20 protein-coding genes are annotated in these 23,442 nt (G+C 64.5%); 13 read left to right on the top strand and 7 right to left on the bottom strand.

What is annotated here, in order from left to right; translation table 11 throughout:
- Positions 1 to 24: 24 nt before the first annotated feature.
- The 3 genes from IEY58_RS01725 (at position 25) to IEY58_RS01715 (ending at position 2,240) form a co-directional block, all read left to right on the top strand.
- Positions 25 to 1,599 carry a Rieske (2Fe-2S) protein gene (locus IEY58_RS01725; protein WP_189041791.1) on the top strand — a complete coding sequence of 525 codons (1,575 nt, stop codon included), beginning with the start codon at positions 25 to 27 and terminating at the stop codon, positions 1,597 to 1,599.
- Positions 1,600 to 1,666: 67 nt separating this feature from the next.
- A complete protein-coding gene (locus IEY58_RS01720) occupies positions 1,667 to 1,927 on the top strand; it encodes a toxin HicA (RefSeq protein ID WP_189041782.1) in 261 nt (86 codons plus the stop codon).
- Entirely contained in the window at positions 1,917 to 2,240 is a 324-nt protein-coding gene (locus tag IEY58_RS01715; protein WP_189041780.1) for a type II toxin-antitoxin system HicB family antitoxin, read from the top strand. Before IEY58_RS01720 ends, IEY58_RS01715 begins: the two co-directional genes overlap by 11 nt.
- A gap of 63 nt (positions 2,241 to 2,303) precedes the next feature.
- Here IEY58_RS01715 and secA read toward each other — a convergent pair whose 3' ends face one another.
- The gene (secA, locus tag IEY58_RS01710; RefSeq protein WP_189041778.1) at positions 2,304 to 5,012 is read right to left on the bottom strand and encodes a preprotein translocase subunit SecA; all 2,709 of its coding nucleotides are present in this window, start codon (positions 5,010 to 5,012) and stop codon (positions 2,304 to 2,306) included.
- A 394-nt stretch (positions 5,013 to 5,406) separates the two neighbouring features.
- Between secA and IEY58_RS01705 the strand changes: the two genes are divergently transcribed.
- The 3 genes from IEY58_RS01705 (at position 5,407) to mutT (ending at position 8,085) form a co-directional block, all read left to right on the top strand.
- Positions 5,407 to 6,309, top strand: coding sequence for a peptidylprolyl isomerase (locus IEY58_RS01705; protein WP_189041769.1), 903 nt, complete (start codon positions 5,407 to 5,409; stop codon positions 6,307 to 6,309).
- A 139-nt stretch (positions 6,310 to 6,448) separates the two neighbouring features.
- Complete coding sequence (argJ, locus tag IEY58_RS01700) at positions 6,449 to 7,681, top strand: bifunctional glutamate N-acetyltransferase/amino-acid acetyltransferase ArgJ (protein ID WP_189041767.1); 1,233 nt, start codon at positions 6,449 to 6,451, stop codon at positions 7,679 to 7,681.
- Positions 7,678 to 8,085, top strand: a complete 408-nt coding sequence (gene mutT, locus IEY58_RS01695) for an 8-oxo-dGTP diphosphatase MutT (protein ID WP_189041765.1) — start codon at positions 7,678 to 7,680, stop codon at positions 8,083 to 8,085. The genes argJ and mutT overlap by 4 nt, the downstream gene beginning before the upstream one ends.
- Positions 8,086 to 8,103: 18 nt before the next feature.
- Here mutT and IEY58_RS01690 read toward each other — a convergent pair whose 3' ends face one another.
- Positions 8,104 to 9,729, bottom strand: a complete 1,626-nt coding sequence (locus tag IEY58_RS01690) for a hypothetical protein (protein ID WP_189041763.1) — start codon at positions 9,727 to 9,729, stop codon at positions 8,104 to 8,106.
- Complete coding sequence (locus IEY58_RS01685; RefSeq protein WP_189041762.1) at positions 9,684 to 10,595, bottom strand: transcriptional regulator GcvA; 912 nt, start codon at positions 10,593 to 10,595, stop codon at positions 9,684 to 9,686. Before IEY58_RS01685 ends, IEY58_RS01690 begins: the two co-directional genes overlap by 46 nt.
- A gap of 135 nt (positions 10,596 to 10,730) precedes the next feature.
- Here IEY58_RS01685 and IEY58_RS01680 point away from each other — a divergent pair, with 135 nt between their 5' ends.
- The gene (locus IEY58_RS01680) at positions 10,731 to 10,937 is read left to right on the top strand and encodes a hypothetical protein (RefSeq protein WP_189041760.1); all 207 of its coding nucleotides are present in this window, start codon (positions 10,731 to 10,733) and stop codon (positions 10,935 to 10,937) included.
- A gap of 90 nt (positions 10,938 to 11,027) precedes the next feature.
- Positions 11,028 to 11,936 carry an SRPBCC domain-containing protein gene (locus tag IEY58_RS01675; RefSeq protein ID WP_189041758.1) on the top strand — a complete coding sequence of 303 codons (909 nt, stop codon included), beginning with the start codon at positions 11,028 to 11,030 and terminating at the stop codon, positions 11,934 to 11,936.
- 66 nt (positions 11,937 to 12,002) lie between these two features.
- Here the strand turns inward: IEY58_RS01675 and IEY58_RS01670 are convergent, their stop codons facing one another.
- The 4 genes from IEY58_RS01670 to IEY58_RS01655 all read right to left on the bottom strand — a co-directional run bounded on the left by IEY58_RS01670 (position 12,003) and on the right by IEY58_RS01655 (position 16,134).
- Positions 12,003 to 12,911: a methyltransferase domain-containing protein gene (locus tag IEY58_RS01670; protein WP_189041756.1), complete on the bottom strand. Its 909-nt coding sequence runs from the start codon at positions 12,909 to 12,911 to the stop codon at positions 12,003 to 12,005.
- Positions 12,912 to 12,977: 66 nt separating this feature from the next.
- Positions 12,978 to 13,682 (bottom strand): haloacid dehalogenase type II, encoded by a 705-nt coding sequence (locus IEY58_RS01665; RefSeq protein WP_189041754.1) that lies wholly within the window; start codon positions 13,680 to 13,682, stop codon positions 12,978 to 12,980.
- Positions 13,683 to 13,706: 24 nt separating this feature from the next.
- Positions 13,707 to 15,377, bottom strand: a complete 1,671-nt coding sequence (gene ilvD / locus IEY58_RS01660; RefSeq protein WP_189041752.1) for a dihydroxy-acid dehydratase — start codon at positions 15,375 to 15,377, stop codon at positions 13,707 to 13,709.
- Positions 15,378 to 15,450: 73 nt separating this feature from the next.
- On the bottom strand, positions 15,451 to 16,134 hold the full coding sequence (locus tag IEY58_RS01655) for a GntR family transcriptional regulator (RefSeq protein WP_189041750.1): 684 nt from the start codon (positions 16,132 to 16,134) through the stop codon (positions 15,451 to 15,453).
- Between the two features lie 146 nt (positions 16,135 to 16,280).
- Between IEY58_RS01655 and IEY58_RS01650 the strand changes: the two genes are divergently transcribed.
- From IEY58_RS01650 to IEY58_RS01630, 5 genes are all read left to right on the top strand, one after another.
- Positions 16,281 to 16,493: a double zinc ribbon domain-containing protein gene (locus IEY58_RS01650; protein WP_189041749.1), complete on the top strand. Its 213-nt coding sequence runs from the start codon at positions 16,281 to 16,283 to the stop codon at positions 16,491 to 16,493.
- A gap of 609 nt (positions 16,494 to 17,102) precedes the next feature.
- A complete protein-coding gene (locus IEY58_RS01645; protein WP_189041747.1) occupies positions 17,103 to 18,947 on the top strand; it encodes a hypothetical protein in 1,845 nt (614 codons plus the stop codon).
- A 3-nt stretch (positions 18,948 to 18,950) separates the two neighbouring features.
- Positions 18,951 to 21,371 (top strand): site-specific integrase, encoded by a 2,421-nt coding sequence (locus IEY58_RS01640; protein ID WP_189041745.1) that lies wholly within the window; start codon positions 18,951 to 18,953, stop codon positions 21,369 to 21,371.
- A complete protein-coding gene (locus IEY58_RS01635) occupies positions 21,368 to 21,832 on the top strand; it encodes a hypothetical protein (RefSeq protein WP_189041743.1) in 465 nt (154 codons plus the stop codon). The genes IEY58_RS01640 and IEY58_RS01635 overlap by 4 nt, the downstream gene beginning before the upstream one ends.
- Positions 21,829 to 23,430 (top strand): site-specific integrase, encoded by a 1,602-nt coding sequence (locus IEY58_RS01630; RefSeq protein ID WP_189041741.1) that lies wholly within the window; start codon positions 21,829 to 21,831, stop codon positions 23,428 to 23,430. Before IEY58_RS01635 ends, IEY58_RS01630 begins: the two co-directional genes overlap by 4 nt.
- Positions 23,431 to 23,442: the final 12 nt, after the last annotated feature.

The following is a 23,442-nucleotide window of genomic DNA, read 5'->3' as shown; positions in this document are numbered from 1 at the left end:
CGTGCCCGGCAATAGGAGGAACCGATGGCGTGGATCGACGTGGCGGACGAGGCGGCGGTAACGGCCGCAGGACGCCTGGTGGTGCGGGCCGACGGCCGGCAGATCCTGCTGAGCCTGACCGAGCACGGCCTGTTCGCGACCGCCAACCGCTGCCCGCACGAGGGCTATCCGCTGAGCGAGGGCACGCTGCAGGGCTGCACGCTCACCTGCAACTGGCACAATTGGAAGTTCGACCTCGAAAGCGGCGAGACGCTGGTCGGCGGCGACCGGCTGCCCCGCTTCCCGGTGCGCCTCGAGGCCGGCCGGGTCTGGGTCGACGTGACCCGTCCGCCGGTAGCCGAGGAGCGCGCCAAGATCCTGGACGGGCTCGCCCACGCGCTCGACGACCGGGACCAGCAACGCCTGGTGCGCGAGACCGCACGGCTCGGACGGCTCGGCACCGACCCAGCCGACGCGGTGCGCGTGGCACTCGCCTGGGCCTACGAGCGGCTGGAATACGGCACGACCCATGCCTTCGCCGCCGCGCCCGACTGGCTGCGCCTCGCCGACGACGCTGGCCTCAGCGCGGACGCGCGCCTGATGGCGCTGGGCGAGATCCTGGGACATGTCGCCGACGACGTCGGCGGCACGGATGCCCGCTTCCGCTTCACGAGCGAACACGTCTCCTGGGACGCGGCCGCCTTCCTCGCGGCGATCGAGCAGGAGGACGAGAATGCGGCAGCCGGCCTCCTCCGCGGCGCGCTTGCGGCGTCCGAGCCGCCAATCGACTTCGCCGCCGCCCTGTTCGCGGCCGGCCTTGCCCATTACGCCGATTTCGGCCATTCGCTGATCTATGTCGCCCAGGCACTGCGCCTGATCGAGCGCCTCGGCTCCGACGTCACCGAGCCGGTCCTGCTCTCGCTCGTGCGCTCGCTTGTCTACGCCCGGCGCGAGGACCTGCTGCCGGAATTCCGCGACTATCGCGCGCGGCTCGACGCCTGGTGGGCGTCATCCGACATCGCGCGCCCGCTCGATCCCGTCATCCTTCGCCGGATCAGCGCCAAGCAGGCGATGGCGATCGTCGCCGGCTGGGGTGCCACCCATGCGCCGGAAGCGATCTTCGCCGTGCTGGTCGAGGCTGCCGCCTGGCAGCTGCTCCATGCCGACGCGCCGTTCTTCGATAGTCCGGACCAAAAACTGTCGGACAATATCGGCTGGCTCGACTTCACCCATGCGCTCACCTTCGCTGCAGCCGGGCTCGATGCCGTCCACGCCGACCGGGCGCTCTGGCCGGCCCTGCTGCTGCAGCTCGCCTGCTTCATCGGCCGCAATAGCGGCTATGTCGATGCGGAGCTTGCGACCGATGCGTGGCGGGTGGGCGATCGCCAGGCGTTCCGTGCGTCCGCGATCCAGGCCCTTGTCCGCCACGGCCAAGGCCGCTTCATCCTGTCGGCCCATCTGGCGAAGACACTGTTCGCGAGCCTCGAGCTCGCGGAGGCCGTGCCCGACGCGGCACCGACGGTATTGGCCGCTACCCGCCGCTTCCTCGAAGCCCCGATCCGCGCCCGCCACCCGCTGCGCACCGCCCGCCAGATGCTGGTGTTCGTGGCGGAGGAGTGAGAAGGCCACCTCTTCGATCCGCCATCGCATTGACGATACCACTATAGATATCATATGTTAGGTATCGATGGCGAAAGTCGCAGACATCATCGCGCAAATGCGCGCCAGCCCGACGAATGTTCGGTTCGCGGATCTGAAAAAGGTCTGTGAGCATTATTTCGGACCGCCGCGCCAGGAAGGAACGAGCCATTGCGTCTACAAGACGCCTTGGCCGGGCGATCCCCGGGTAAACATTCAGGAGGGCAAAGGCGGCAAGGCCAAGGACTATCAGGTCCGGCAGGTCGTGCAGGCGATCGCCAAGATGGAGAGCACGAGCGATGGCAACTGACCATTACACCTATCGGGTTTCCTGGTCGCCGAATGACGGGGAATATGTTGCGACCTGCGCCGAGTTCCCGTCGCTATCCTGGCTCGCTGAGGAAGACGTGGAAGCACTGCGGGGCATCAAGCGTCTGGTTCAGGATGTCGTCGCCGATATGACGGCGAACGGCGAAACAGTGCCCACGCCGATCGCCGATCAGCAATTCTCAGGAAAGTTTCTGGTTCGCGTGCCGCCCGAATTGCACCGCCGGCTCGTGCTGGAGGCGGCCGAGGCGAAGGTCAGCCTGAATCGCCTAGCGAGCCTCAAGCTGGCAGGTTAGCCCCTAAACAGAGAGGGCCGCGTCACTGACGCGGCCCTCGTCAAATCAACGCTGCCCGATCCGTCAGACCCGGCCGTGGCAGTGCTTGTACTTCTTGCCGGAGCCGCATGGGCAGGGCGCGTTGCGCGAGATGGCCTGCGCCTGGGGCGGCGCCAGGGTTGCGACATTGCCGGCGCCGCGCTCCTCGCCGCCGGCGAGGGCCAGGCCGGCCTCCTCCAGCTCGTCGGCGTCGAAGGCCGGGTGCATGGCGGTGATGTTACGCGGCATCTGCGGCTGCGGCACCGCCTGCGGCTCGGCGAAGCGGAGCTCGACATGGGCCAGCACGCGGGTGACCGTCGCGCGCAAGCCGCCCAGCATTTCCGAGAACAGCTCGAACGCTTCGCGCTTGTACTCGTTCAGCGGGTCGCGCTGGGCATAGGCGCGGAGGTTGATGCCCTGGCGCAGATGGTCGAGCGCCAGGAGATGCTCTTTCCAGGTCTGGTCGAGCAACTGCAGCAGCAGGCTCTTCTCGACCATGCGCATCGTGTCGGCGCCGTAGGCCTGGTCCTTGGCCGCCATCTTCTCGTCGACGGCCTGGGTGATGCGCTCGCGGATCGCCTCATCGGCGATGCCCTCTTCCTTGGCCCAGTCGGCGACGGCCAGGTCGAGGCCGAGGACGTTCTGCACCTCGGTATGCAGGCCCGCGACGTTCCACTGCTCGGCGTAGGCGTTGTGCGGGATCGCCTCCGTCACCATCGCCTCGATCGTCTCGTTGCGCATGTCGACGATCGTCGACTGCACGTCGGGCGCATTCATGATCTCGCGGCGCTGCTCATAGACGACCTTGCGCTGGTCGTTCATGACGTCGTCGTACTTGAGGATATGCTTGCGCATGTCGAAGTTGCGCGCTTCGACCTTCTGCTGCGCCTTCTCGAGCGCCTTGTTCATCCAGGGATGGACGATCGCTTCGCCGTCCTTGATGCCGAAGCGCTGCAGCCAGGCGTCCATGCGCTCGGAACCGAAGATGCGCATCAGGTCGTCTTCAAGCGAGACGAAGAAGGCGGAGGCACCGGGGTCGCCCTGGCGGCCCGAACGGCCGCGCAGCTGATTGTCGATGCGCCGGCTCTCGTGCCGCTCGCTGCCGATGACGTAGAGGCCGCCGGCCTCGCGCGCGATCTCGGCATCGACCTTGATCTCGGAGCGGATCGCCTCGATCCGTTCGGCCCGCGCTGCCTCGTCCGTAATCTCGGCCAGCTCCTGGCGCACGCGCATGTCGAGATTGCCGCCGAGCTGGATGTCGGTGCCGCGGCCCGCCATGTTGGTCGCGATCGTGACGGCACCCGGCCGGCCGGCCTGGGCCACGATCGACGCTTCCATCTCGTGGTAGCGCGCGTTCAGCACCTTGTGCGGGATGCCGGCTTGCTTGAGGTACGTCGACAGCGCCTCGGACTTCTCGATCGACACGGTGCCGACCAGCACCGGCTGCTTGCGCTGGAAGCACTCCTCGACCTTGACCTTGATCGCCGCGAACTTCTCGCGCTCGGTGCGATAGACCTCGTCGTCCGCGTCCTTGCGCTGGACCGGCTTGTTGGTCGGGCACTCGATGACTTCGAGCTTGTAGATGTCGGCGAACTCGCCCGCCTCGGTCATGGCCGTGCCGGTCATGCCGGCGAGCTTCGGATAGAGGCGGAAATAATTCTGGAACGTGATCGAGGCGAGCGTCTGGTTCTCGTTCTGGATCTCGACGTGTTCCTTGGCTTCGAGCGCCTGGTGCAGGCCCTCGGAATAGCGCCGGCCCTCCATCATGCGGCCGGTGAACTCGTCGATGATGACGACCTTGTCGTCCTTGACGATATAGTCGACGTCGCGCGTGAAGATCTTGTGGGCGCGGAGCGCCTGGTTCACGTGGTGGACGAGCGAGACATTGTGGATGTCGTAGAGCGTGCCCTCGGTCAGGAGGCCGCTCTCAATCAGCAGCTGCTCGATATGCTCGACGCCACCCTCGGTCAGCGTGACCGTGCGCTGCTTCTCGTCTTTCTCGTAATCTTCCGCGGTGAGCTTCGGGATCAGCCGGTCGACCTTGGTGTAGAGCTCGGAATTGTCCTCGGTCGGGCCGGAGATGATGAGCGGCGTGCGCGCCTCGTCGATCAGGATCGAGTCGACCTCGTCGACGATCGCGTAATGGAACGGGCGCTGGACCATCTCCTCCAGCCGGAACTTCATGTTGTCCCGGAGATAGTCGAAGCCGAACTCGTTGTTGGTGCCGTAGGTGATGTCGGACGCGTAGGCATCGCGCCGCTGCAGATCGTCGAGCTCGTGCAGGATGCAGCCGACGGTGAGCCCGAGGTACCGGTAGACGTTGCCCATCCATTCGGCGTCGCGGCGGGCCAGGTAGTCGTTGACCGTGACGACATGCACGCCGTTGCCGGTGAGCGCATTCAGATAGACCGCGAGCGTGGCGACGAGCGTCTTGCCTTCGCCGGTCTTCATCTCGGCGATCATGCCCTTGTGCAGCACCATGCCGCCCAGGAGCTGGACGTCGTAGTGCCGCTGGCCCAGCACGCGCTTTGCCGCCTCGCGCACGGTCGCGAAGGCCTCGACCAGGATGTCGTCGAGCGTCTCGCCGGCGGCGAGCCGGTCCTTGAACGCCTGGGTGCGCGCCTTGAGGCCGGTGTCGTCGAGCGCGGCCACTTCGCCTTCGAGGGCGTTGATCGCCGCGACCTGGCTCGAGAGCCCTTTCAGGAACCGGTCGTTGGCCGAACCGAATAGTCGCCGGGCGAGGGCACCGAGCATCCAAACCTCGAAAAATGGGGATCCCGGAACCTTATGCCCCAGGGCAGGCCATGACATAGGGACATCGCCAGCCGAAGTCAATCGCGCGAGCACCCTCGGCGGCCTCGTTCGGGGATGCCAAGTGACGCAGGAATCCTTGGCAACTGGCCGCGCGAATCCTTGCGAGCGGATACAACTCCTTTGCACGCGGGCGCAAAGCCTTGGCCCACGTGAATTCTCGGCACGCGCCGCGGTCGCCGCGCACCGTTTCGTGAAACAAATTGCTACAGCGCGACGCTTGTGGCCGCCGTCGTCTTGTGATTTATGGCCCGGCATCGCCATGAGTCGGTCTTTCGAGCCCGCGCGGTCCCCCCGCCCGCCGGTCGTTGCTCCGGCCCCACTCCAAGGAACAGCTATGTCCCTGCATTCGTCGTCGTCCCGCCCCTTGCGGTCGCTGGTGCTCGCGCTCGCGGTCGCGGCCCCGCTCGCCGCGCATGCGGCCGACGCGCCCCAGCTGCAGCTGGCGCCTACGGACGATCCGGTCGTCGCCAAGATCAACGGCACCGAACTGCACAAGTCCGACCTCGTCGCGGCCCAGAAGCAGCTGCCGCAGCAGTACCAGCAGGTGCCGCTCGAGGCGATCTATCCGCAGCTCCTGGACCAGGTCGTCAACAACACGCTGCTGATCGACGCGGCCAAGGCGGACAAGCTCTCCGACGACCAGGAGGTCAAGGATCGGATGGCGAAGCTCCAGGACCGGGTCATGGAGCAGGTCTATATTGACCGGGTCCTGACCAAGGCGACGAGCGATGACGCGCTGAAGGCGCGCTATCAGAAGACCATCAAGGACGCGCCGGCCCAGGACGAGATTCACGGCCGCCAGATCCTGCTGCAGAACGAGGCCGACGCGAAGGCGGTCATCGCCCAGCTCGACAAGGGCGCCGATTTCGCGAAGCTCGCCAACGAGAAGAATCCGTCGAAGGATTCGAACGGCGGCGATCTCGGCTGGTTCACCAAGGCCGCCATGCCGCCGGAGTTCGGCGACGCCGCCTTCGGGCTGAAGAAGGGCCAGTACACCAAGACGCCGATCAAGACCCAGTTCGGCTTCCACGTCATCAAGGTCGAGGATCGCCGCCCGGCGGCCCCGCCGTCCTTCGAGGATTCGAAGGAGCAGCTGACGAACGACGCCGAGCACGAGGCGATCGACGCCAAGGTGGCCGAGCTGCGCGGCAAGGCCAAGGTCGAGCAGTTCAACCTCGACGGCACGCCGTTCTCGCCGCAGCTGAAGGCGCCTACCACGCCGCCGGCGAAGAAGTAAGCAAGCCCATAAGCTGCCGCCGATCCGCTGGCTCTGTTCAACAGGCGGGCGGATCGGGTAGATACGCGGGGTGCGACCCGATCGGGCGCACCCCGTTTCTTTGCCGCCTCGTCCCTCCGCGCGAAGGAATCCCCGACCCATGCCGAATGCCGTCTCGCCGCTGGCGCCCACCCAATTCCCCGAGCTCAAGCCGATCGCGGGCGTCCGCCTCGCTGCCGGCAGTGCCGGCATCCGCTACAAGGGCCGGACGGACCTGATGGTGGCGCTCTTGGATCCGGGCTCGACCATCGCCGGCGTGTTCACGCGCTCCAAGACGCCGGGCGCCCCCGTCGTCTGGTGCCGCGAGGTGCTGCCGCACGGCAAGGCGCGCGTCATCGTGGTCAATTCCGGCAATTCCAACGTCTTCACCGGCAAGGCCGGCCGCAAGATCGTCGAGGACACGGCCGCCGCCGCCGCCAAGGCCGCCGGCTGCAAGCCCGAGGAAGTGTACATCTCCTCGACCGGCGTCATCGGCGAGGTGCCGCCGGGCGAGAAGATCGTGGCGGCGCTGCCCGACCTCGTCGCCGCGGTCAAGGAAGACCACTGGGCCGAGGCCGCGAAGGCCATCATGACGACCGACACGTTCCCCAAGGGGGCGACCGCAACGGCGGAAATCGACGGCGTCACGGTCACGATCAACGGCTTCGTCAAGGGCTCGGGCATGATCGCGCCCGACATGGCGACGATGCTGGGCTATGTCTTCACCGACGCGAAGCTGCCGGCCGACGTGCTGCAGGAGCTGCTCTCGAGCGGCACCAACAAGTCGTTCAACGCGACCACGGTCGACGGCGACACGTCCACCTCCGACACGGTGCTGCTGGCCGCGACCCACAAGGCGAAGCACGACAAGGTCACCAAGGCGAACGATCCGCGCCTCAAGGATTTCAAGCGCAAGCTCGAGGCACTGCTGATCGACCTCGCCCAGCAGATCGTGCGCGACGGCGAGGGGGCGGAGAAATTCGTCGAGATCCGCGTCACGGGGGCGGACAGCAAGAAGGCGGCGCACCGGATCGGGCTTGCCATCGGCAATTCGCCGCTGGTCAAGACCGCGCTCGCCGCGGGCGACGCCAACTGGGGCCGCATCGTGATGGCCGTCGGCAAGTGCGGCGAGAAGGTCGACCGCGACCGGCTCAAGATCTCGGTCGGCGGCACCGTCATCGCGTCGGAGGGCGGCCCGGTGCCCGGCTATGACGAAGCGCCGGTGGCGAAGCACATGGCCGGCCGCGAGATCGTGATCGAGGTCGACATCGGCCTGGGCAAGGGCAAGGCCACAGTCTGGACCTGCGACCTGACCCACCGCTACATCGATATCAACGGCAGCTATCGTTCGTGAGCACGCTGCCGATCGTCCTGGTCTCGGCAGTGGCGCTGGTCGATGCGGACGGGCGGGTCTTGATCGCCCGCCGTCCGCCCGGCAAGTCCATGGCGGGCCTGTGGGAATTTCCCGGCGGCAAGGTCGAGCCGGGCGAAACGCCCGAGGCGGCGCTGATCCGCGAATTGAAGGAAGAGCTCGGCATCGACACCAAGGAAAGCTGCCTCGCGCCCTTCACCTTCGCGAGCCACGGCTACGAGAAGTTCCACCTGCTGATGCCGCTCTACGTCTGCCGGCGCTGGACCGGCAATGTCACGGCGCACGAGGGCCAAGAGTTCGCCTGGGTCCGCCCGGCCCGGCTCGGCGACTACGAAATGCCTCCGGCCGACAAGCCGCTCGTCGCGATGCTCAGGGATTTGCTGTAGCGCGCCTGGGAACGGGATTCAGGCGGTGACGCGGGTGGGCGCGGTCGCAAACTTCCCGAGGCTGCCGTCCGGACGCTTGTAAAGCGTGACGCCGTGCCCTTGCGCATCGGTCTGGGTGACAGCGAGGGTTTGGCTGACACCGATCTCGATCTGAGCCTGGCGGCCGCCCTGACCGCTGCCGAGTGCCTCATAAATTGCGCTCGCGTCCTGGGCGTGAGCTTCGAGCGCATCGAGATCGCGCTGCTGGGCAGCCGTGAGCGGCGTCTCCTTCGCCGCGTCCTTGCGGGCAGCAATTTCCTTGTCGAGCGCCTCGGCCGTCGCCTTGGTCTGCGCCCGCACGCCGTCGGCGATGGCCGCGAGCCTTGCCACCAGGCTCGCGGCCTCGTTTTCCTTGAAGATCTTGGGATCGGTCAGATTGTCGATCAGCCGCTTCAGCGCATCGTCGCTGGTAGCATCGGCCTTGGGCGATGGCGCCGTGCCAGGCGTGTTGGTCAACACGATCTGGTCGGACGGGGTGGGTGCCGGCGCCTCCTGCTCGAGCTGCTGCACCGGCGCGGTCGCGAACAGGGACTGGTCGATCCCGATCGTCGAGCGTTTCTGGCTATACTGGCCGTTGACCAGGCTCCAGCCGATGTTGAGCACGCTCTGATTTCCGTTGAGGCTGTCGACGATCTGGCGCGTGCCCTGCTCAACGGAGGCCGAGCTCTCGGTTTCCGTCTCGGTCAACTCCGAGCCCGCGGTACCATTCGTGGTATAGGTACCTTCGCCGCGCCCCGTCTCCCAAGCGATGGCGCCCTGGTTGTAATTCTCCACCGTGAATCCGCCGTTCACATAGAGCTCACTCGACTGGCCGACGCCGTTGCCGTGTGTCTTCAGGGAAATGCTGAGCGCACCGCTATCGAGATCGATCCCGATCGTGAGCGCGTGGGACACTTGGCCCAAATTCGTGTTGGTGAAGACACTCGACCGGTCGCCGTTGCTGAACGTGGCGGTGTTGCTGTAGCTCGTGTTGTGAGCGCCGGTGAACGCCAGCGAGATCTGGCCGCCCTGCGCCAGTTCCTGAGAGAGGTTGGCCGTAGCATTCGCCGCCTCATCGCTGGTGAAACCGGCCGAGGTCAGCAGATTGTCGATCGCCTGGGTCAATTGATCGCCGGCGCCGGCAATCAATTCGCGATGGCCCGTCGCAGAATCGACCGAAGTCGCGGCCTGCAGTGCCTTGGCAATGCCGAGCGTGAGCCAGCCGGCCTCGGTCGTCGACGTGGTGCCGCTCAAGTCGGCATCGAGCGAGACCGCAGCCGAGCCGCTGAGATCGTCTGTGTAGGCGGACGTCGTTTCGTCGATCTGGTAGCTCTGGTCCGCTGCCGGCTGTCGCGCGGCTGCCGGAGTGTTGCCGGCCGAGGTCTGGCCGTGGACGGGATAGGCGGGCGTGCTGCCGATGGCGGACATGAGCGGCTCCTTTAAGGGCGCGTGTGTCGACGGGCTGTCGATGATGCGTTTAGATCGACAATTTACGCAACTTGAAGATGCGTCCAATTCGGCTAATTGATGATTGAAACCGTCAAATCCCACAATTAAAAAATTTGATCGCAACGGTCCTGTCATCGCACCGGCGACGGCCGCGGGCCGACCGAGCTGATCAGCCATTGGCGGAAGGTCGCGACCGCCGGTTGGTCGGCCGTCTCCTCCGGCGCCACGACGTAGAAGCCGCCTTCCTTGTGCGGGAGCGCGAAGTCGAACGGCGCCACCAGTCGCCCGGCGGCGAGATCGAGCTCGACGAAGGACGTGCCGCTGAGTGCGACACCCGCGCCGTCGATCGCCGCTTGCAGCGCCACCATGACCAGGTCGAATGTGAGGCCGCGCCGCTCGGCGATCTCGACGGGGCCGCCGGCCGCCTCTAGCCAGCGCGCCCAAGCCTCGCGGTAGGGCTCGACATGGATGAGGGTGTGGTTCGCGAGGTCGGCCGGCGTTCTGAGCGGTTTCGTGCCCTGGAGCAGCGCCGGGCTGCAGACAGGGAACCAACTGTCCTGCATCAGCCAGTCGGCGCGCAGGCCCGGCCACCGGCCGGTGCCGTAGCGGATGCCGAGATCGATGCCCTCGGCCCGGAAATCGACCGGACGCATGGTCGTGCTGATGCGCACCTCGATATCCGGATGCGCCTCGTGGAAGGGGATGAGCCGCGGCACCAGCCATTTGGCGGCGAGCGACGAGATGGTCGAGACCGTCAGTACGCGCTGCCGTTCGGGCTTGACCAGCCGCTCGGTCGCGCGCTTCAAGTCATCGAATGCCGCGCGCACCGCCGGCAGATAGTCCTGCGCGGCGCGGGTCAGCACCAGCGCCCGGTTCTGGCGCACGAACAGCTGGACGTTCAGCTGCTCCTCGAGCCGCTTGATCTGATGGCTGATCGCGGCCTGGGTCACGTTGAGCTCCGCCGCCGCCAGCGTGAAGCTCAGGTGACGAGCCGCGGCCTCGAACGCGCGCAGGCCGTTGAGCGAGGGCAGATGCACGGTCATGGCCGATCATACCATGACAAAATATAATCCGAAGCCATATAAAGCATCGTTTGTCGCGCGCGTTCCTTGCGCCTATCTCCTGACGATCGCCGGGACCGATAACTAAAGTCGGGTCGATGGCGACCAGGAGACGGGATGATGAACCACGTATTGTCAGTTGGTGCTCCCCTGCCCGCCTTCGCGCGTGCCGCGGTCTTCGCGCTCGCCGCCATCGCCGCGGTCGGCATCGCCCAAGCCTGGCAGCATCGCGCGAACGCCCCGTCGCCGGCCGTGCCCGCGGCCGTCGACGCGCAGGCGCCGCTTGCCGCGGCACCGTCGCCGGTCGACATGTGGAACCTCTGAGCCGTTAACCCCTTCGGCCCTGTCGTTTACCGCACCCCGCCGCTCGCCTACACTCGCCCGACGATCCGCCCTCCACGATGAGGTGGCACCATGCGTCGGGCATGCTTGCCGTTCCTGCCGGGCTTTCTCGCCCTCATGGCGTCTGCGGCGCCCCTCAGCGCCGCCGAGCCGCCGCCCCAACCCGCCAGCACTCAGCCCGCCAACACCCAGGCCGCCAACACCCAGGCCGCCAGCACCCAGCCCGGCACCTTCCTCTACATCGTGACGCCGCGCCCCGGCCTGATGGACGGGATGACCGACGCCGAGAAACAGGCGATCGGCGCCCATTTCGCCCGGCTCAAGGACATGCTGCGCGACGGCGACCTCATCCTGGCCGGGCCGACCGATCCGCCGACCCAGGGCCTCGTCGTCTTCAAGGCCGCCGACCTCGACGCCGCCCGGGTGCTCGCCGAGAGCGATCCGGCGGTCAAGGCCGGCGCCTTCGCGCTCAAATCCGTCGAGCCGTTCCAGCTGGCGCTCGAACGGCCAGGGCCGTTGCCGCGCGACTATGTCGCCAATCCGAGCGACCGGGTGCTGCACAAGCATGTCGTGGTCAAGGGCAGTATCGATGCCGTGTGGCACGCCTGGACCACAAGCGAGGGCTTCACCGACTTCGCCGGTGCGGAGGCGCATATCGATCTCAGGATCGGCGGCCCGTTCGAGATCCTGTGGAACCCGGACAAGACCGCGCCCGCCCGCGGCTCGGAGGGCATGCGCATCCTCTCCTACCTGCCGAAGCGGATGCTCAGCTTCGAATGGAACGCGCCGCCCAAGTTCGGGCCGCTCCGCCAGCAGCGCACCTGGGTCATCGTCAGCTTCAAGCCGATCGGCCGCGACCAGGTCGACGTCACCATCGACCACGCCGGCTGGGGCCAGGGCGCGGACTGGGACAAGCTCTACCTCTATTTCAACGACGCCTGGGACTATGTGCTGGGCCGCCTCGCGAAGAAGTTCGCGTGATGACATCCCTCTCCGCCCCAGGGGCGAAGAGGAGAAGAAAGTGAGGCCCGGTCAAGCGAGTGTCTCTCACGCCCGTCCGGGCACCGTGTCACCGGACGGCCGTTCCTCGGTGCCCAGCGCGTCGGCCAGGCGCTGGGCGGCGCTGCCGCGCTTCAGCGGCTGGGGCTGGCTTGCGGCGGGCGCCCAGCCCGTGAGCGTGATCAGCTGGAACGTCGCCGGGATGCGACCCTCGGCGTCGCCGAAGCGCTGGCGATAGAGCTCGGCCGCGCGCAGGAAAAGGGCGCGCGGGCTGCCGCCGCGCCGGCGCTGGGCTTGCGCGTTGGTCTCGCCCATGGCGCGCAGGTCCTGCATCAGCGCGAAGAGATGCGGATAGGTCACGGTCAGCGTCTCGCTGTCGACGACCGGCAGGGCGAAGCCGGCGCGCTGCAGCAGCGCGCCGCAGTCGGGCACGTCGGCGAAGGGCGAGACGCGCGGGGCGGCGCCGCCCGACACGTCGAGCTCGGCCTGCATCAGCACCTCCTGCAGCTCCGAGAGCGTGCGGCCGCCGTAGAGTGCGGCCAGCAGGAGCCCGTCGGGCTTCAGGATATGCCGCAGCTGCAGAAGGGCGCCCGGCAGGTCGTTGGTCCAGTGGAGCCCGAGCGCGCTCACCACCAGGTCGAAGCTCGCGGCACGGAACGGCAGCGCCTCGGTCTCGCCGACCACGGCCGGTGCGTGCCGCCGGGCGAAGCGCCAGGCCGGGTCGAACGAGACGATCTCGGCCGACCGTCCGGCCGCGGCCAGCAATTCGGCCGTGCCGCCGTCACCGACGCCCAGGTCGAGCACGCGGGCAAAGCGATGCTTGACGTCGTGGAGGCGATCCGCCAGCCGCTCGCGGACCGCTTGGCCAAGGAAGCGGCTCTCGGCCGGGTAGAGCGCCGCCCGCTCGCGATGGCGGCGCACGGCCGTCTGGTCGAAGACAATGATATCGTCACTCATGGCGGGCCGGACTATGGACCGGCCGCCTTCTACTGCCAAGCGTGCCCCTGCCAAGCGTGCCCGGACTCACCCCCAGCCGATCTCGGCGAAGAACGCCGGCACTTCGGTAAGCGTCGCGAAAGTCCGGTCGGGCGTGTAGTCGGCCAAGGGCTTGCGGCCGGTGCCGCGGTCGATCCAGAGGCAGCGGAAGCCGATGTCGCGCGCCGCGGCGTGGTCGAGATGCGGGCTCGCACAGATATGCACGACCCCGTCCTTCGAGACGCCCAGTTCCCGGTAGGCATGTTCGAAGATCGCGCGCGACGGCTTGTAGGCCTCCGCCTGTTCGGCCGTGATCATCCAGTCGATGTGGCCGCCCAGCTGCGCCACGTTGCCGGCAATAATATCGTCGTCGGTGTTGGAGACGATGCACAGCCTGAAGCCCATGCGCTTCAGCGCGCCGAGGGCTGCCACCACCTCAGGGAACGGCGGCATCTTCGAGATGCTCGAGGTCAGGATTTCGGCGTCGCCCGGCTCGTGGCGGAGCTCCAGCTCCGCCATGGTGCGCCCGAGGCTCTCCGCCGTGACCGAGCGGAACGAGCGATGCGGCTTCTCGTGCTCGAGCGCATGCTCGTGCCGGTCGAAGATCTCGATGAACCGCTTCGGATCGACGGTCGCGTCCTGCTTGGCCAGGATCCGCTCGACCGCGGCGATGAGCCCCTCGTCCCACTGGATGAGCGTGCCGTAGCAATCGAACGTCAGCCATTCCGGCTTGGTACCGAAATTTTCCGTCATGAAGGCCTCCTCTTGCACGAGCCGTCAGCGCGGCAGCACGGCGCCTTCCGACGCCGGCGCCACATGGTCGGCATAGAACTTGAGATAGCCGCGCTTGACGCGCGGCGCGGGCGGGACATAGGCGGCACGGCGCCGGTCGAGCTCCGCCGGCTCGACCAGCAGGTCGAGCGTGCGCCGGGCGAGATCGATCGCGATCCGGTCGCCGTCCTCGACCAGGCCGATGACGCCGCCGCGCGCCGCCTCGGGCGTCACATAGCCGATGGCAGGTCCGTGGGTGGCACCCGAGAAGCGGCCGTCGGTGACGAGCGCGCTGGTCTCGCCCAGCCCGGCCCCCATGAGTGCTGAAGTGGCACCCAGCATCTCGCGCATGCCGGGGCCGCCCTTCGTCCCCTCGTTGCGGATGATCACGCACGAGCCGGGTGCGACCGCACCGGCCCTGAGCGCGTCGATGGCGCTTTCCTCGTCCTCGAAGACGCGGGCGCCGAGCACCGTGCGCCACATCGGTTTGGCGACGCCCGACGCCTTGACCACGGCACCGCCGGGGGCGAGCGAACCCTTGAGAATGAAGAGCGAGCCCTCCGGCTCGATCGGGTCGCCCGCCGGCCGGATCACCTCCGGATCGGCGATCTCGGCTCCGTCGACGATCTCGCCCACCGTCTTGCCGGACACGGTCGGCCCGTCACGCTTGATCCGGTCGCCCAGCGCTTTCATCACGGCCGGCACGCCGCCCGCAGCATTGAGCTCGGTCACGCCCCAGGGCCCCGAGGGCGCGAGCTTGACCAGCGTCGGCGTCGTCCGGGACAGCGCGTCCCAGGTCTCGAACGTGACGTCGACGCCGGCCTCCTTCGCCATCGCCATCATATGCAGCACCATGTTGGTCGAGCCGCCGACCGCCATGCCGACCCGCATGGCATTCTCGAACGCGTCGCGGGTCAGGATCTTCGACGGGCGGAGATCGGCCGCCAGCAGATCCATGATCCGCATGCCGGTGTATTTGGCGGCGCGCAGCTGGTAGTTGCTGCCGGCCGGCAGGGTGCCGGAGCCGGGGAGCGCCAGCCCGAGCGCCTCGGTATAGATGCCGGCGGTATTGCCCGAGGTCGCCGTGTCGCAGGCGCCCGAGAACGGGAAATGATGGTCCTCGAGCCCTTTCAGGTCCTCGGCCGAGAGCGCGCCGCGGATATGCTCGCCGACCGCGTCGTAGACCGTCTCGAGGAACACGCGCCGGCCCTTGTAGACGCCGGCCTCGGTCGGGCCGCCATAGAGCATGATGGCCGGCAGGTCGAGCCGGGCCGCGGCCATCACCATGCCCGGCATCACCTTGTCGCCGGAGCCGATCAGCACCATGGCGTCGAAGCGATGGCCCTCGACCATCAGCTCGATCATGTCGGCGACCACGTCCCGGCTCGGCAGCACGTAGCGCATGCCGACGGAGGCGAAGGTCTCGCTGTCGGTGACGTGGAACGTGTTGAACTGGCAGGGTGTGCCGCCGGCCATGCGCACGCCGGCCGAGACCGCTTCCGCCACTTGGCGCAGGTGGAAATTCTCCGGCGAGAAATCCTGATAGGTGTTCACGACCGCGATCATCGGCCGCGCGAATTCCTCGTCGATGAGGCCGGCGCCCTTCGCCCAGGCGCGCTGCAACGAGCGCTCGATACCGGTGAATTGCTGGGCGCTACGACGTTTCTCTGCGGACATGACTCCTCCTGTCACGGCCGAGCGCGGCCGCGTTGGCTGAATTCCGGGGATGGTGAAAAGCGTTAGGGCCGGGTCACGCCGGCCGCCCATCATGCTCTATGGCGGCCTCGTGCGCTTTCAGATGGGCGACGAGCTTCTCGCCTTCCGAGACATTGTGTTGTTCCGACAGCTGGGCGGCGCGCACCCCGTCGCCGGCCAGGATGGCATCGACGATCGGTGCGTGCTGATCGATGAGCGCCGCACCGGAGACGAGCGCGTCGCTGGACGCGATGAACATGCGGACCTGCTGGCTCACGATGCGGTATTGCTCGGCGAGCCGCCGGTGCTGGGCGAGGCCGACGATCGCCTCGTGCAGCGCGAAATCCGCCTCGGCCGCCTCGGGCAGCGATCCGGAACGCGCGGCCTTGGTCAGCGCCGCCATGGCGTCCTTCAGCCGCTTCTGCCCGAGGTCCGTCATGTTCTCAGCGGCGAGCCGGGCCGCGAGCGCTTCGATGGCGGCGCGCAGCGTGTACAGCTCCCAGGCGTCGGTCGGCGTCAGATCGACGACCATCCAGCCCGTATAGGGGATGAGCACGATCAGCCCTTCCTGCGCCAGATGGTGCAGGGCCTGACGCACCGTGGCGCGGGCGATTTGCAGCGACGCCGCCAGATCCATCTCGGTGAGGCGAGCACCGGGCGCGATCACGCCGGTCAACAGCTGCTCGCGGAGAATGGCTATCGCCTGCGCCTCGGCGCTCTGCTTGACGACGGACTTCATGACGGCTCCTGTTTTGTTGACGTCATGATAGTCGATTGTCGACAATCGTCAATAGCCGAGATGGCGCCCTGGCCCGCGCTTGCCCGTTCGCAGCGAAACGCGCAGAGTGGCGACATCTTCGACGATCTCCAGCGATGCCCATGGACATGAGCGATTCGGTCGATCCAGCGCGATGGAGCGGCGCCCGGCGCCGCGTCCTCGCCGCCGGCCGGGCCGTGCTCGATGCGCTGCTGCCGCCGCGCTGCCTCGCCTGCGGCGGCGCCGTCGAGACGCAAGGTGCGCTGTGCGCCCAATGCTGGCAGGGCATCACGTTCCTCGGCGCGCCATGCTGCGTCCGTTGCGGGCTTTTTCGCGTTTGAGCTTTTCCGCAGGAAGCCGCAAAAGCCACGAAGTCCGCGGCACTACGTAATCCGATCTTATTCCTTCGCCCAAGGAATGCTGTTGCATCTCGGCGAGAGCGGCGCCAGGTGTCCCGCGCCGAGCAAACTCTGAACCGGGCAACTACCGAAGCCTGGCACGGCGACGAGCGCGGGGCCGCGGAGGAGCGGCCCCGCACCTCGCGACGCAACCGAACAATATCAATATCTGACAGCGCCACTCAAAAATAAATCTAAATAATAAACAAATATTACTTAGATTAAAATGACGTTTTCATTTGAAATTGCAGGAATCGCAAAATAACATCCGACACACAACACCGCTAACGCGAAGAATGCGCTAGATTTTTCAAAATTGCCGCGCCTGAAACGCAAAATAAAGATCGCACTCGGCGCACGTGTCGGAGTTCTACTACAGTGACCATCACCAGACCCAACGTTAAAAGGAACACGGCAAGTAAGCACGCCACGAACGCAGGCAAAAAAAACCTGAAAAGCCCTCCGCCTCGTTGGGAAAACCTAGCCGCCTTCTACGGAGTCAAGCTCGGCGATGACGTTCAGGCAATCATCAGGACCCGCAAGGACCCTGCTATGACCGAGCGCGCCTTCCGGCACCTCCTGGGCTTCCTGAAATCCAAGGCGGGGAAAGCCGCCTTTCCGTTTGCCTCTCCGATCGTAGACGCCTTGAAAGGCGATCGGGCGCCAAGTCTGACCGATCAGAAGTACGTTCAGATGATTGTCTCCGGGTTGCGAGGCCATCATGAGGACTTAGCAGCACGATTTACAGGGAAGACGGCGTCTCATTTTTGCAGCACCGTTTCTCGATTGCTCGAGTTCTTGGGAAAGCTTGGGGATTCACGATTCCCTCCATTCGAGCGCCGCTTGATCTCTTTTCCCGAGTTCACCGGGGACGTCCGTTCCCTCGGCAGCCTGGGTTGGCTCGAGCTTGCGTCATTGGTCGGTGCGCAGGCCGAAAGAGAAGCACTGAATTTGGTTCGCGAACAGGCAGTCAAAGAGTTCGAGAAGTTCGAACACCGCTTTGAGGCCGGACAGCACTTCCTTGGTGAAGGATCGCCTCCTCACGACTGCCCATCACCCGAAGCTTGGCATGCAATTAAGACGGCGATCGTCGCGGAACGTCACAGTTGGATCACCACCGGGACATCCCTGTTCGGCGCGAACCGCCGTTGGCCTAGCGAGCTTGAGGCGATTAGAGACAAACTCCTGCTGCCGGATACGTGGAGAGACGCGGGATGCTCGTGCGTGCTGGATGCCAAGTATTCCTCCACCGACAGGATAAATAACTTTCATCTCTCCAGCATGATCCTCGGCCTTCTTGGGCCAACATTGCCCGCCAGCAATGCAATCATGATCGTCTTCTGCACCGACTCAGGCTGGAACCGTCAGCCGATTAAGGATCTTCCACGCAATCCATACGTGTTCAGAACACCCGAAGAGATAGTCCTGGGGTCGGAAGCAATCATCTCAAGCTTCAAAACTCGAGCGAACCACGAGGTTGTCGTCTATCTCGAGCGAGGTGAACCGTTGACGGGATTGGCGTACATGGCAGCCAAGGAGGAATGGGGCCGATTCCTTCAAGAGTACGGATCGTCAACGCAAAGCTCGGACTATCTGACAGTGAAGTTGGTCACAAAAGCGGAAGACACGTCCTTGCTTTCGCTTTTGGAGCGGTACTCAAAGATGACGGATGCGATTCGGCCCCTGGACGTCGCGGAGGCTTGCGCTGACCGCTTTTTTGTCAACCTGACGCCCCGATACGGCATACGACCGGCAACCCTCCGCACAGCACACTTCCCATCCTCGGGCGTGCTCTCGCGTGACGGGGTTACGCTTATGGCAATTCGGAAGTCATTCCTAACTGTAAAGCTACACGCGACTGGATCAGTGGCGAGTGTTCGACCCTTCGCTTCTCACACGGGAACCGGCGTACTGATGCCGCATTACCTGAACTCGAACGACGTGCGCGAAGAACTCAACCTACAAATCCGGTTTCACCAAAATGCCGTCCAGGCGCTTGTACTAAAAGAGAGGCCGGACGCGGCGGCATGTCTGTCTTTGGCTACTGCGGACATGGAATGGTACAGGCGCCTCGCATCCTTTGCCGGTATCGCCGCTGCGATCGGCCTCGAAGGGATCGCAGCCGGGAAACCTGAAAACGGTCTGCTGGTCTTCGAACCCACGTTCGAAAATTTACGAGAGTTGTTTCTCACCCACCTCGCCCTGCGTAGGTGCCGAAAGCGAATCGGGCTGGCCAGATGGGCGGTCCAGGTGTTGCCGCTGCTCGCCATCGCCAAAGCGTTCGGTCGAGCGCTTAGGGCCCAGGGTTTGTGGCCAGCTTACCTCAAGGCGGCCCGCGCCGCTCATCGCGACCTGAAGGCCTGCCAGATTACGCTCCCCGTAGTGATGGAGGTGTGAGCGATGCTCGATGCCGCAGTAAGCTCAATCGAGTACGACAACTCAAACGTGGCGCGCCTTCTCGCGATGTACGCCGTCCCCGGTTGCGTCCTGGCGACTAAGCCCAGTTTCACATCGCCAGTTTGGTTCCGAGAATCCGAGCGAGATCTTCAGCATAACTGCTGGCTACTTTCTAGTCACGATGGATCGAAGAAGCGAAACTCAGAAATAGAGACCTCGTTTGAGACTGTCGTTGACGTAAATTCGGTCAAACTGTCAGACACGTCCATGGTATTTGACAATGTTTCGAAGAAGATTGTCGTAATCAATTCGCTGTCGTTCGGCATCGCTGGGCCACCGGTTGGATCCTATGAAGCCAATAAATTATCACTGAATGTCGATTGGCTTTTCCGCTGGCGACAGGGTCTGGGAATTTCCTTTAACAGCGACATCAAGTTCGAACACTTTAGGGATTTCGTCGAGAGACTGAAAGAGGCCGAGCTGTTAGACTTAGTACCAATTGCGTCACGATTGGACACATTGGTCGCCGATAGCCTCGCAGGCAACCTTTCACTTCCGATCTATTACGTCAACAAGAAGCCACGGATCGCATGGGTACCGCTGGCAGCAAAGCTCGGCGTGCCGGAAAGAGCTCTCTCGAACTCCGTAAATTTTCGGCTCGAACTGCTGGATCGCCTCGAGGCATTCGACAATATCAACGCGACGGCTCTGGCAGCTAGTTTGAGGTGCGAGGGCGGCGAAACGCCTGCCATTTCACGACGCAGCGCCGGAAACATCAATGCGAGCCTCAAACCTTGGCAACTGATCACGCAGTTGAGCCAACGCGGCCTACTCCCCCATGATCCTCTCACCTTCAATCCGTTCCGCGACGAATCTCGATATGTGATCGCAAGCACCATTGGAACAAGCGGGAAGCGGACGACGACGTTGCTTCCTCCTGACTACTTTGTACTCCTCGCCTCGGCGTCAACGTGGGTATTGGAGTTCTCCAAAGCGATTCTTCGCGCATACTCTCTGTTGAGGAGTGCTCGAAGCTCTTGGCGGCAGGCACGGCTCCGGGCGGAATTGACCCCCATGCTCGACGCAGCCGCTCGGGCTGGCTGTCCGCCTCTATATTTCGCTTGGCATATCGGCCGCAGCCGCCCGTCTTCCGAGGCCGTGGGACGAATCTCCATCGCGGAGGCAGTGAAGCTTCTAATGACCGCCTGTGCGATCGTCATCGCTGGCTTTTCGGCTCGGCGCGACGGCGAAATCGAGAGTCTTCGACGCGGATGTCTGATCGAAAGCCGTCGCGGCATCTACGAGCTGTCCGCATACATCGAGAAGACAAAGCGGGATCTCGACCTCATTCCGGTGCCTGCTCTCGTAAAGTCCGCGATCACAGTGCTTCAGAAACTCAGCCGGGAGGCTCGCAAATTCAGCGGGGAGCCGTGGCTCTTCCAAGCTTTGAAAAATGAAGGTGAGGAACGTCCATTCATCCGATTTGTGCCGAACGACCTCTTGGTTCGATTCGCCGAAATCAACGGCCTTACCCCTTCGGAACCTGGAACCACTTGGTTCCTAAAGATGCATATGTTTAGGCGTGCGTTCGCGATCCTCTACTACCACGGAAACCGGTTTGCATCGCTCGACGCTCTAAGCCAATTCCTCAGACATTTCGACCCGGAAATGACAAGAATCTACGTAAACGAGATCCTGCCGGGCCAAATTGCGCGTTTGCGGGAGGAAATCGAAGCCAGAGTTCAAATGGCGTTCGCCGCTCAAACCGACGAAGACAGGAATTGGCTCGCCGACGCCCGCGATCGGCTCAAGGAATTGCAGGGGCGCGGGGATATCTTCAACGAGGTCCGTTGCGAATACGTGGTCTCTCGCATGCTCGAGATGTACGACGGCAAAGAAAAGCCGATCGGCCTCGGAGCGGCTGGTCTTTACGCCGATCTCGACGCGATGGTCGAGAAGGCGGCGGCGCAGGTGCGTCTCGGATCTCGGACGAACGACCCGGCCGCCATCCGCCCGCCGTTAATCAAGCAACTACACAAGTACGCAAACGACAATTTCGTAGAGCCCGTGCCGGGACGCGCTGTCCAGTGCAGATGCAAGCCGGGCGACGAGGAAGATCTCAAACGGGCGGAATGCCTCAAGGAAAAGAGGGCCAGCCGGTTGTTTTCGTCGGCTGACCAGGGCGAGCAACCACCAGACCAGCGGCCGGACTTCAACTTCAGCAACTTGCTGGTCTGTCTTAGATGCGTGCATTGCGCGGCGTTCTCGGAAAACCAACTCGTCATCGACGACGCCGTGGCCAGCGTCGAGGTTTCCGCGAAACGCGCCGCAACGCCTTCTTTGAAGGAAACGGCGACGGCCAAGCTTCATGGGCTGAAGGACGCAGTCCAGTCCGCAAGGGCCGCAGTCGGAGGCCGCGCATGAATTCGGCGAGCCCTGCTCCCTGGGATTGCGATCTCACCAGCGAGCAGGTTAAACGGCTCAACCCGAGCCAGAAGGCAGCAAGGACACGCACCTCGCTCGCCCGAAAGGTCGAGCTTCTCGAGCTCTACGGCCGTGTCGGCGTCGCCCGCGAGCATGCCGACGCGATACCGACCGACCGGGCCAAGCTTCGCCGGTGGCACGATCCCTCATCCAAGCTGTGGTCATGGTCGGATCCGCAGGTCGACGCGCCCGGCGGCCGGAACGCCGCCTTGCTAGCCCGCTTCCACGACGCGCTCGAGGTCATCCGCGTTCGCAGAGGCGAGCGACGGATCCGCATGAAGGTGGAGCTCGACGCAAAGGACCTCGTGATCGCCAATCTCGAGCGGCAAAACGCGGAGCTCCTTGATCAGATCGCGCAACTCCAGCAGAGGGTCGGCGCCGTGCCGATTACCCGTCGATGACGACTTCAAAAGCTATCGTGGCTTCCGACTTCCGGCTGACGCTTGCCGATGCCGACTTCTTCTGGGCGGGCGAGCGTTGCGCAAATTTGCCAGTCCTGCGTTGGCTGGACGGCACGATATGCGAACCCGTTCTGATGTTTTTCGGATGGCTTGCCCGAACTAAGCGCAAGAAGATTTCTTCCATGCGTTTGGTTGCGTACGACATTCGTCAATTCCTGGCCTTCCTCGCCAATCGAGGCTCCCATTGGACCGAGGCGACCGATCTGTCGCTCGCGCAATGGCGCGAGAGCCATCGCCCGGCAATAGAACGCCGCAAGATTTCGAAGCGCCAGGTCGAGCGAAAGCTGCACAATGTCTTCGAATTCTACAGACTGCTGCCTCGCGCGATGCGGTTCGACGAATCCTTGAGGCCTCACCGAGTCTTCGTTGGCCCTGAGAAGCTCTTGGCCGAGTCCCCGTTTCAGATCACCTCCAAGACAATGATCTCGCCGCGCAGCGGCGAGCGAGAGATATGGAGCGGCTCCGAGCACATAGCAAACCAAGGCTGGAGGCGTACAACGCCCAACCCAATGGAGGTCGAGAAAGTTCTCACACATCTGCGATCACGCGCGGACGTCATCTCGACCCGCCGCAATCACCTGTCCGCCGGGCGGATGCATGCACTCCAGGCCGAGGCCCGATGGCTAATGGCCCGTTGCATGGCCGAAGGCGGATGCCGTGCCTTAGAGGTCGCTGATTTGTCGATCGCCGCGCTGCTGGAGTCGTTGCGTCGCGAAGGAATCCTTGGCGGGCGACAATATGAACCCGACGCGCTTGACGAGCTTGGCACAAATTCGGCAGAGCGCTCGCGCATCCTTGCAGCTATCGATGCCTTCGAGGCCCGCGGGCGGAAGCGCTTCTATGTCAGGATCGACGGCAAAGGCGGGAAGGTCCGGGATGCGCCGTTTCCTGCCGCTTTGATGCGGGACCTGCTGAATATCGGGATTTGGACCGTACGAATAGAGCAAGTGAGTCTTTTGAGGGACCGAGTGTCTTCCACGCGGCCGACACAGCTGTTTCTGTCGTCGAAGACCAAGGGGCCGTTCGAGCCTGGCTCGATCGGCGACATGATGAAGCGCGCCTTCAATGCGCTTAGCATTGGCGGCAGCGGCCATCGCCTTCGCGCATTTTTCGCAACGATGTATGCAAACGATTTACTTGAAGAAACGCTGATGGCTCATGGATACCGGTTCAGTCAAGCGGTTGAGAACACTGTGCTTGACCGATTAGCCGAAGCCCTTGGGCATAGCAGGGTGACGACCACCATTCGCTATTATGTCGACATGGCGCTCATGAAACACTTCCGTCTGTCAAATCGGGACCAGCTCAATGCCGTCAGGAAGCTGTACATGACCATCGGCGAAAGCCGACAGGACCTGACGTTGACCCAAGTGAAGCTGATCAAGAACGTCGTGAGCGCGTTGGCCGCCGCCGAAAGCGGGTCGCTGCTGGAAGAACTGCTGGCGCAAGCTCTCGACGACCCCGAACTCAATCCGGCGCGGAGGGCGGCCCCCGCCAACGAAGAGAAATCCGGTCCGAAGCTGAAGCTTGTCAAATGACCCTGGGCAGCG

The sequence above is a fragment of the Aliidongia dinghuensis genome, assembly GCF_014643535.1.
Taxonomy (GTDB): domain Bacteria; phylum Pseudomonadota; class Alphaproteobacteria; order ATCC43930; family CGMCC-115725; genus Aliidongia; species Aliidongia dinghuensis.
Note: the sequence above shows the minus strand (reverse complement) of the source record. Positions and strands in the feature narration are given on the sequence as shown.

Coding starts and splice junctions, on each gene's coding strand:
- IEY58_RS01725 (WP_189041791.1), top strand. CDS start 25: ATGGCGTGGATCGACGTGGCGGACGAGGCGGCGGTAACGGCCGCAGGA.
- IEY58_RS01720 (WP_189041782.1), top strand. CDS start 1,667: ATGGCGAAAGTCGCAGACATCATCGCGCAAATGCGCGCCAGCCCGACG.
- IEY58_RS01715 (WP_189041780.1), top strand. CDS start 1,917: ATGGCAACTGACCATTACACCTATCGGGTTTCCTGGTCGCCGAATGAC.
- secA (WP_189041778.1), bottom strand. CDS start 5,012: ATGCTCGGTGCCCTCGCCCGGCGACTATTCGGTTCGGCCAACGACCGG.
- IEY58_RS01705 (WP_189041769.1), top strand. CDS start 5,407: ATGTCCCTGCATTCGTCGTCGTCCCGCCCCTTGCGGTCGCTGGTGCTC.
- argJ (WP_189041767.1), top strand. CDS start 6,449: ATGCCGAATGCCGTCTCGCCGCTGGCGCCCACCCAATTCCCCGAGCTC.
- IEY58_RS01690 (WP_189041763.1), bottom strand. CDS start 9,729: ATGGCTGATCAGCTCGGTCGGCCCGCGGCCGTCGCCGGTGCGATGACA.
- IEY58_RS01685 (WP_189041762.1), bottom strand. CDS start 10,595: ATGACCGTGCATCTGCCCTCGCTCAACGGCCTGCGCGCGTTCGAGGCC.
- IEY58_RS01680 (WP_189041760.1), top strand. CDS start 10,731: ATGATGAACCACGTATTGTCAGTTGGTGCTCCCCTGCCCGCCTTCGCG.
- IEY58_RS01675 (WP_189041758.1), top strand. CDS start 11,028: ATGCGTCGGGCATGCTTGCCGTTCCTGCCGGGCTTTCTCGCCCTCATG.
- IEY58_RS01670 (WP_189041756.1), bottom strand. CDS start 12,911: ATGAGTGACGATATCATTGTCTTCGACCAGACGGCCGTGCGCCGCCAT.
- IEY58_RS01665 (WP_189041754.1), bottom strand. CDS start 13,682: ATGACGGAAAATTTCGGTACCAAGCCGGAATGGCTGACGTTCGATTGC.
- ilvD (WP_189041752.1), bottom strand. CDS start 15,377: ATGTCCGCAGAGAAACGTCGTAGCGCCCAGCAATTCACCGGTATCGAG.
- IEY58_RS01655 (WP_189041750.1), bottom strand. CDS start 16,134: ATGAAGTCCGTCGTCAAGCAGAGCGCCGAGGCGCAGGCGATAGCCATT.
- IEY58_RS01650 (WP_189041749.1), top strand. CDS start 16,281: ATGAGCGATTCGGTCGATCCAGCGCGATGGAGCGGCGCCCGGCGCCGC.
- IEY58_RS01645 (WP_189041747.1), top strand. CDS start 17,103: ATGACCGAGCGCGCCTTCCGGCACCTCCTGGGCTTCCTGAAATCCAAG.
- IEY58_RS01640 (WP_189041745.1), top strand. CDS start 18,951: ATGCTCGATGCCGCAGTAAGCTCAATCGAGTACGACAACTCAAACGTG.
- IEY58_RS01635 (WP_189041743.1), top strand. CDS start 21,368: ATGAATTCGGCGAGCCCTGCTCCCTGGGATTGCGATCTCACCAGCGAG.
- IEY58_RS01630 (WP_189041741.1), top strand. CDS start 21,829: ATGACGACTTCAAAAGCTATCGTGGCTTCCGACTTCCGGCTGACGCTT.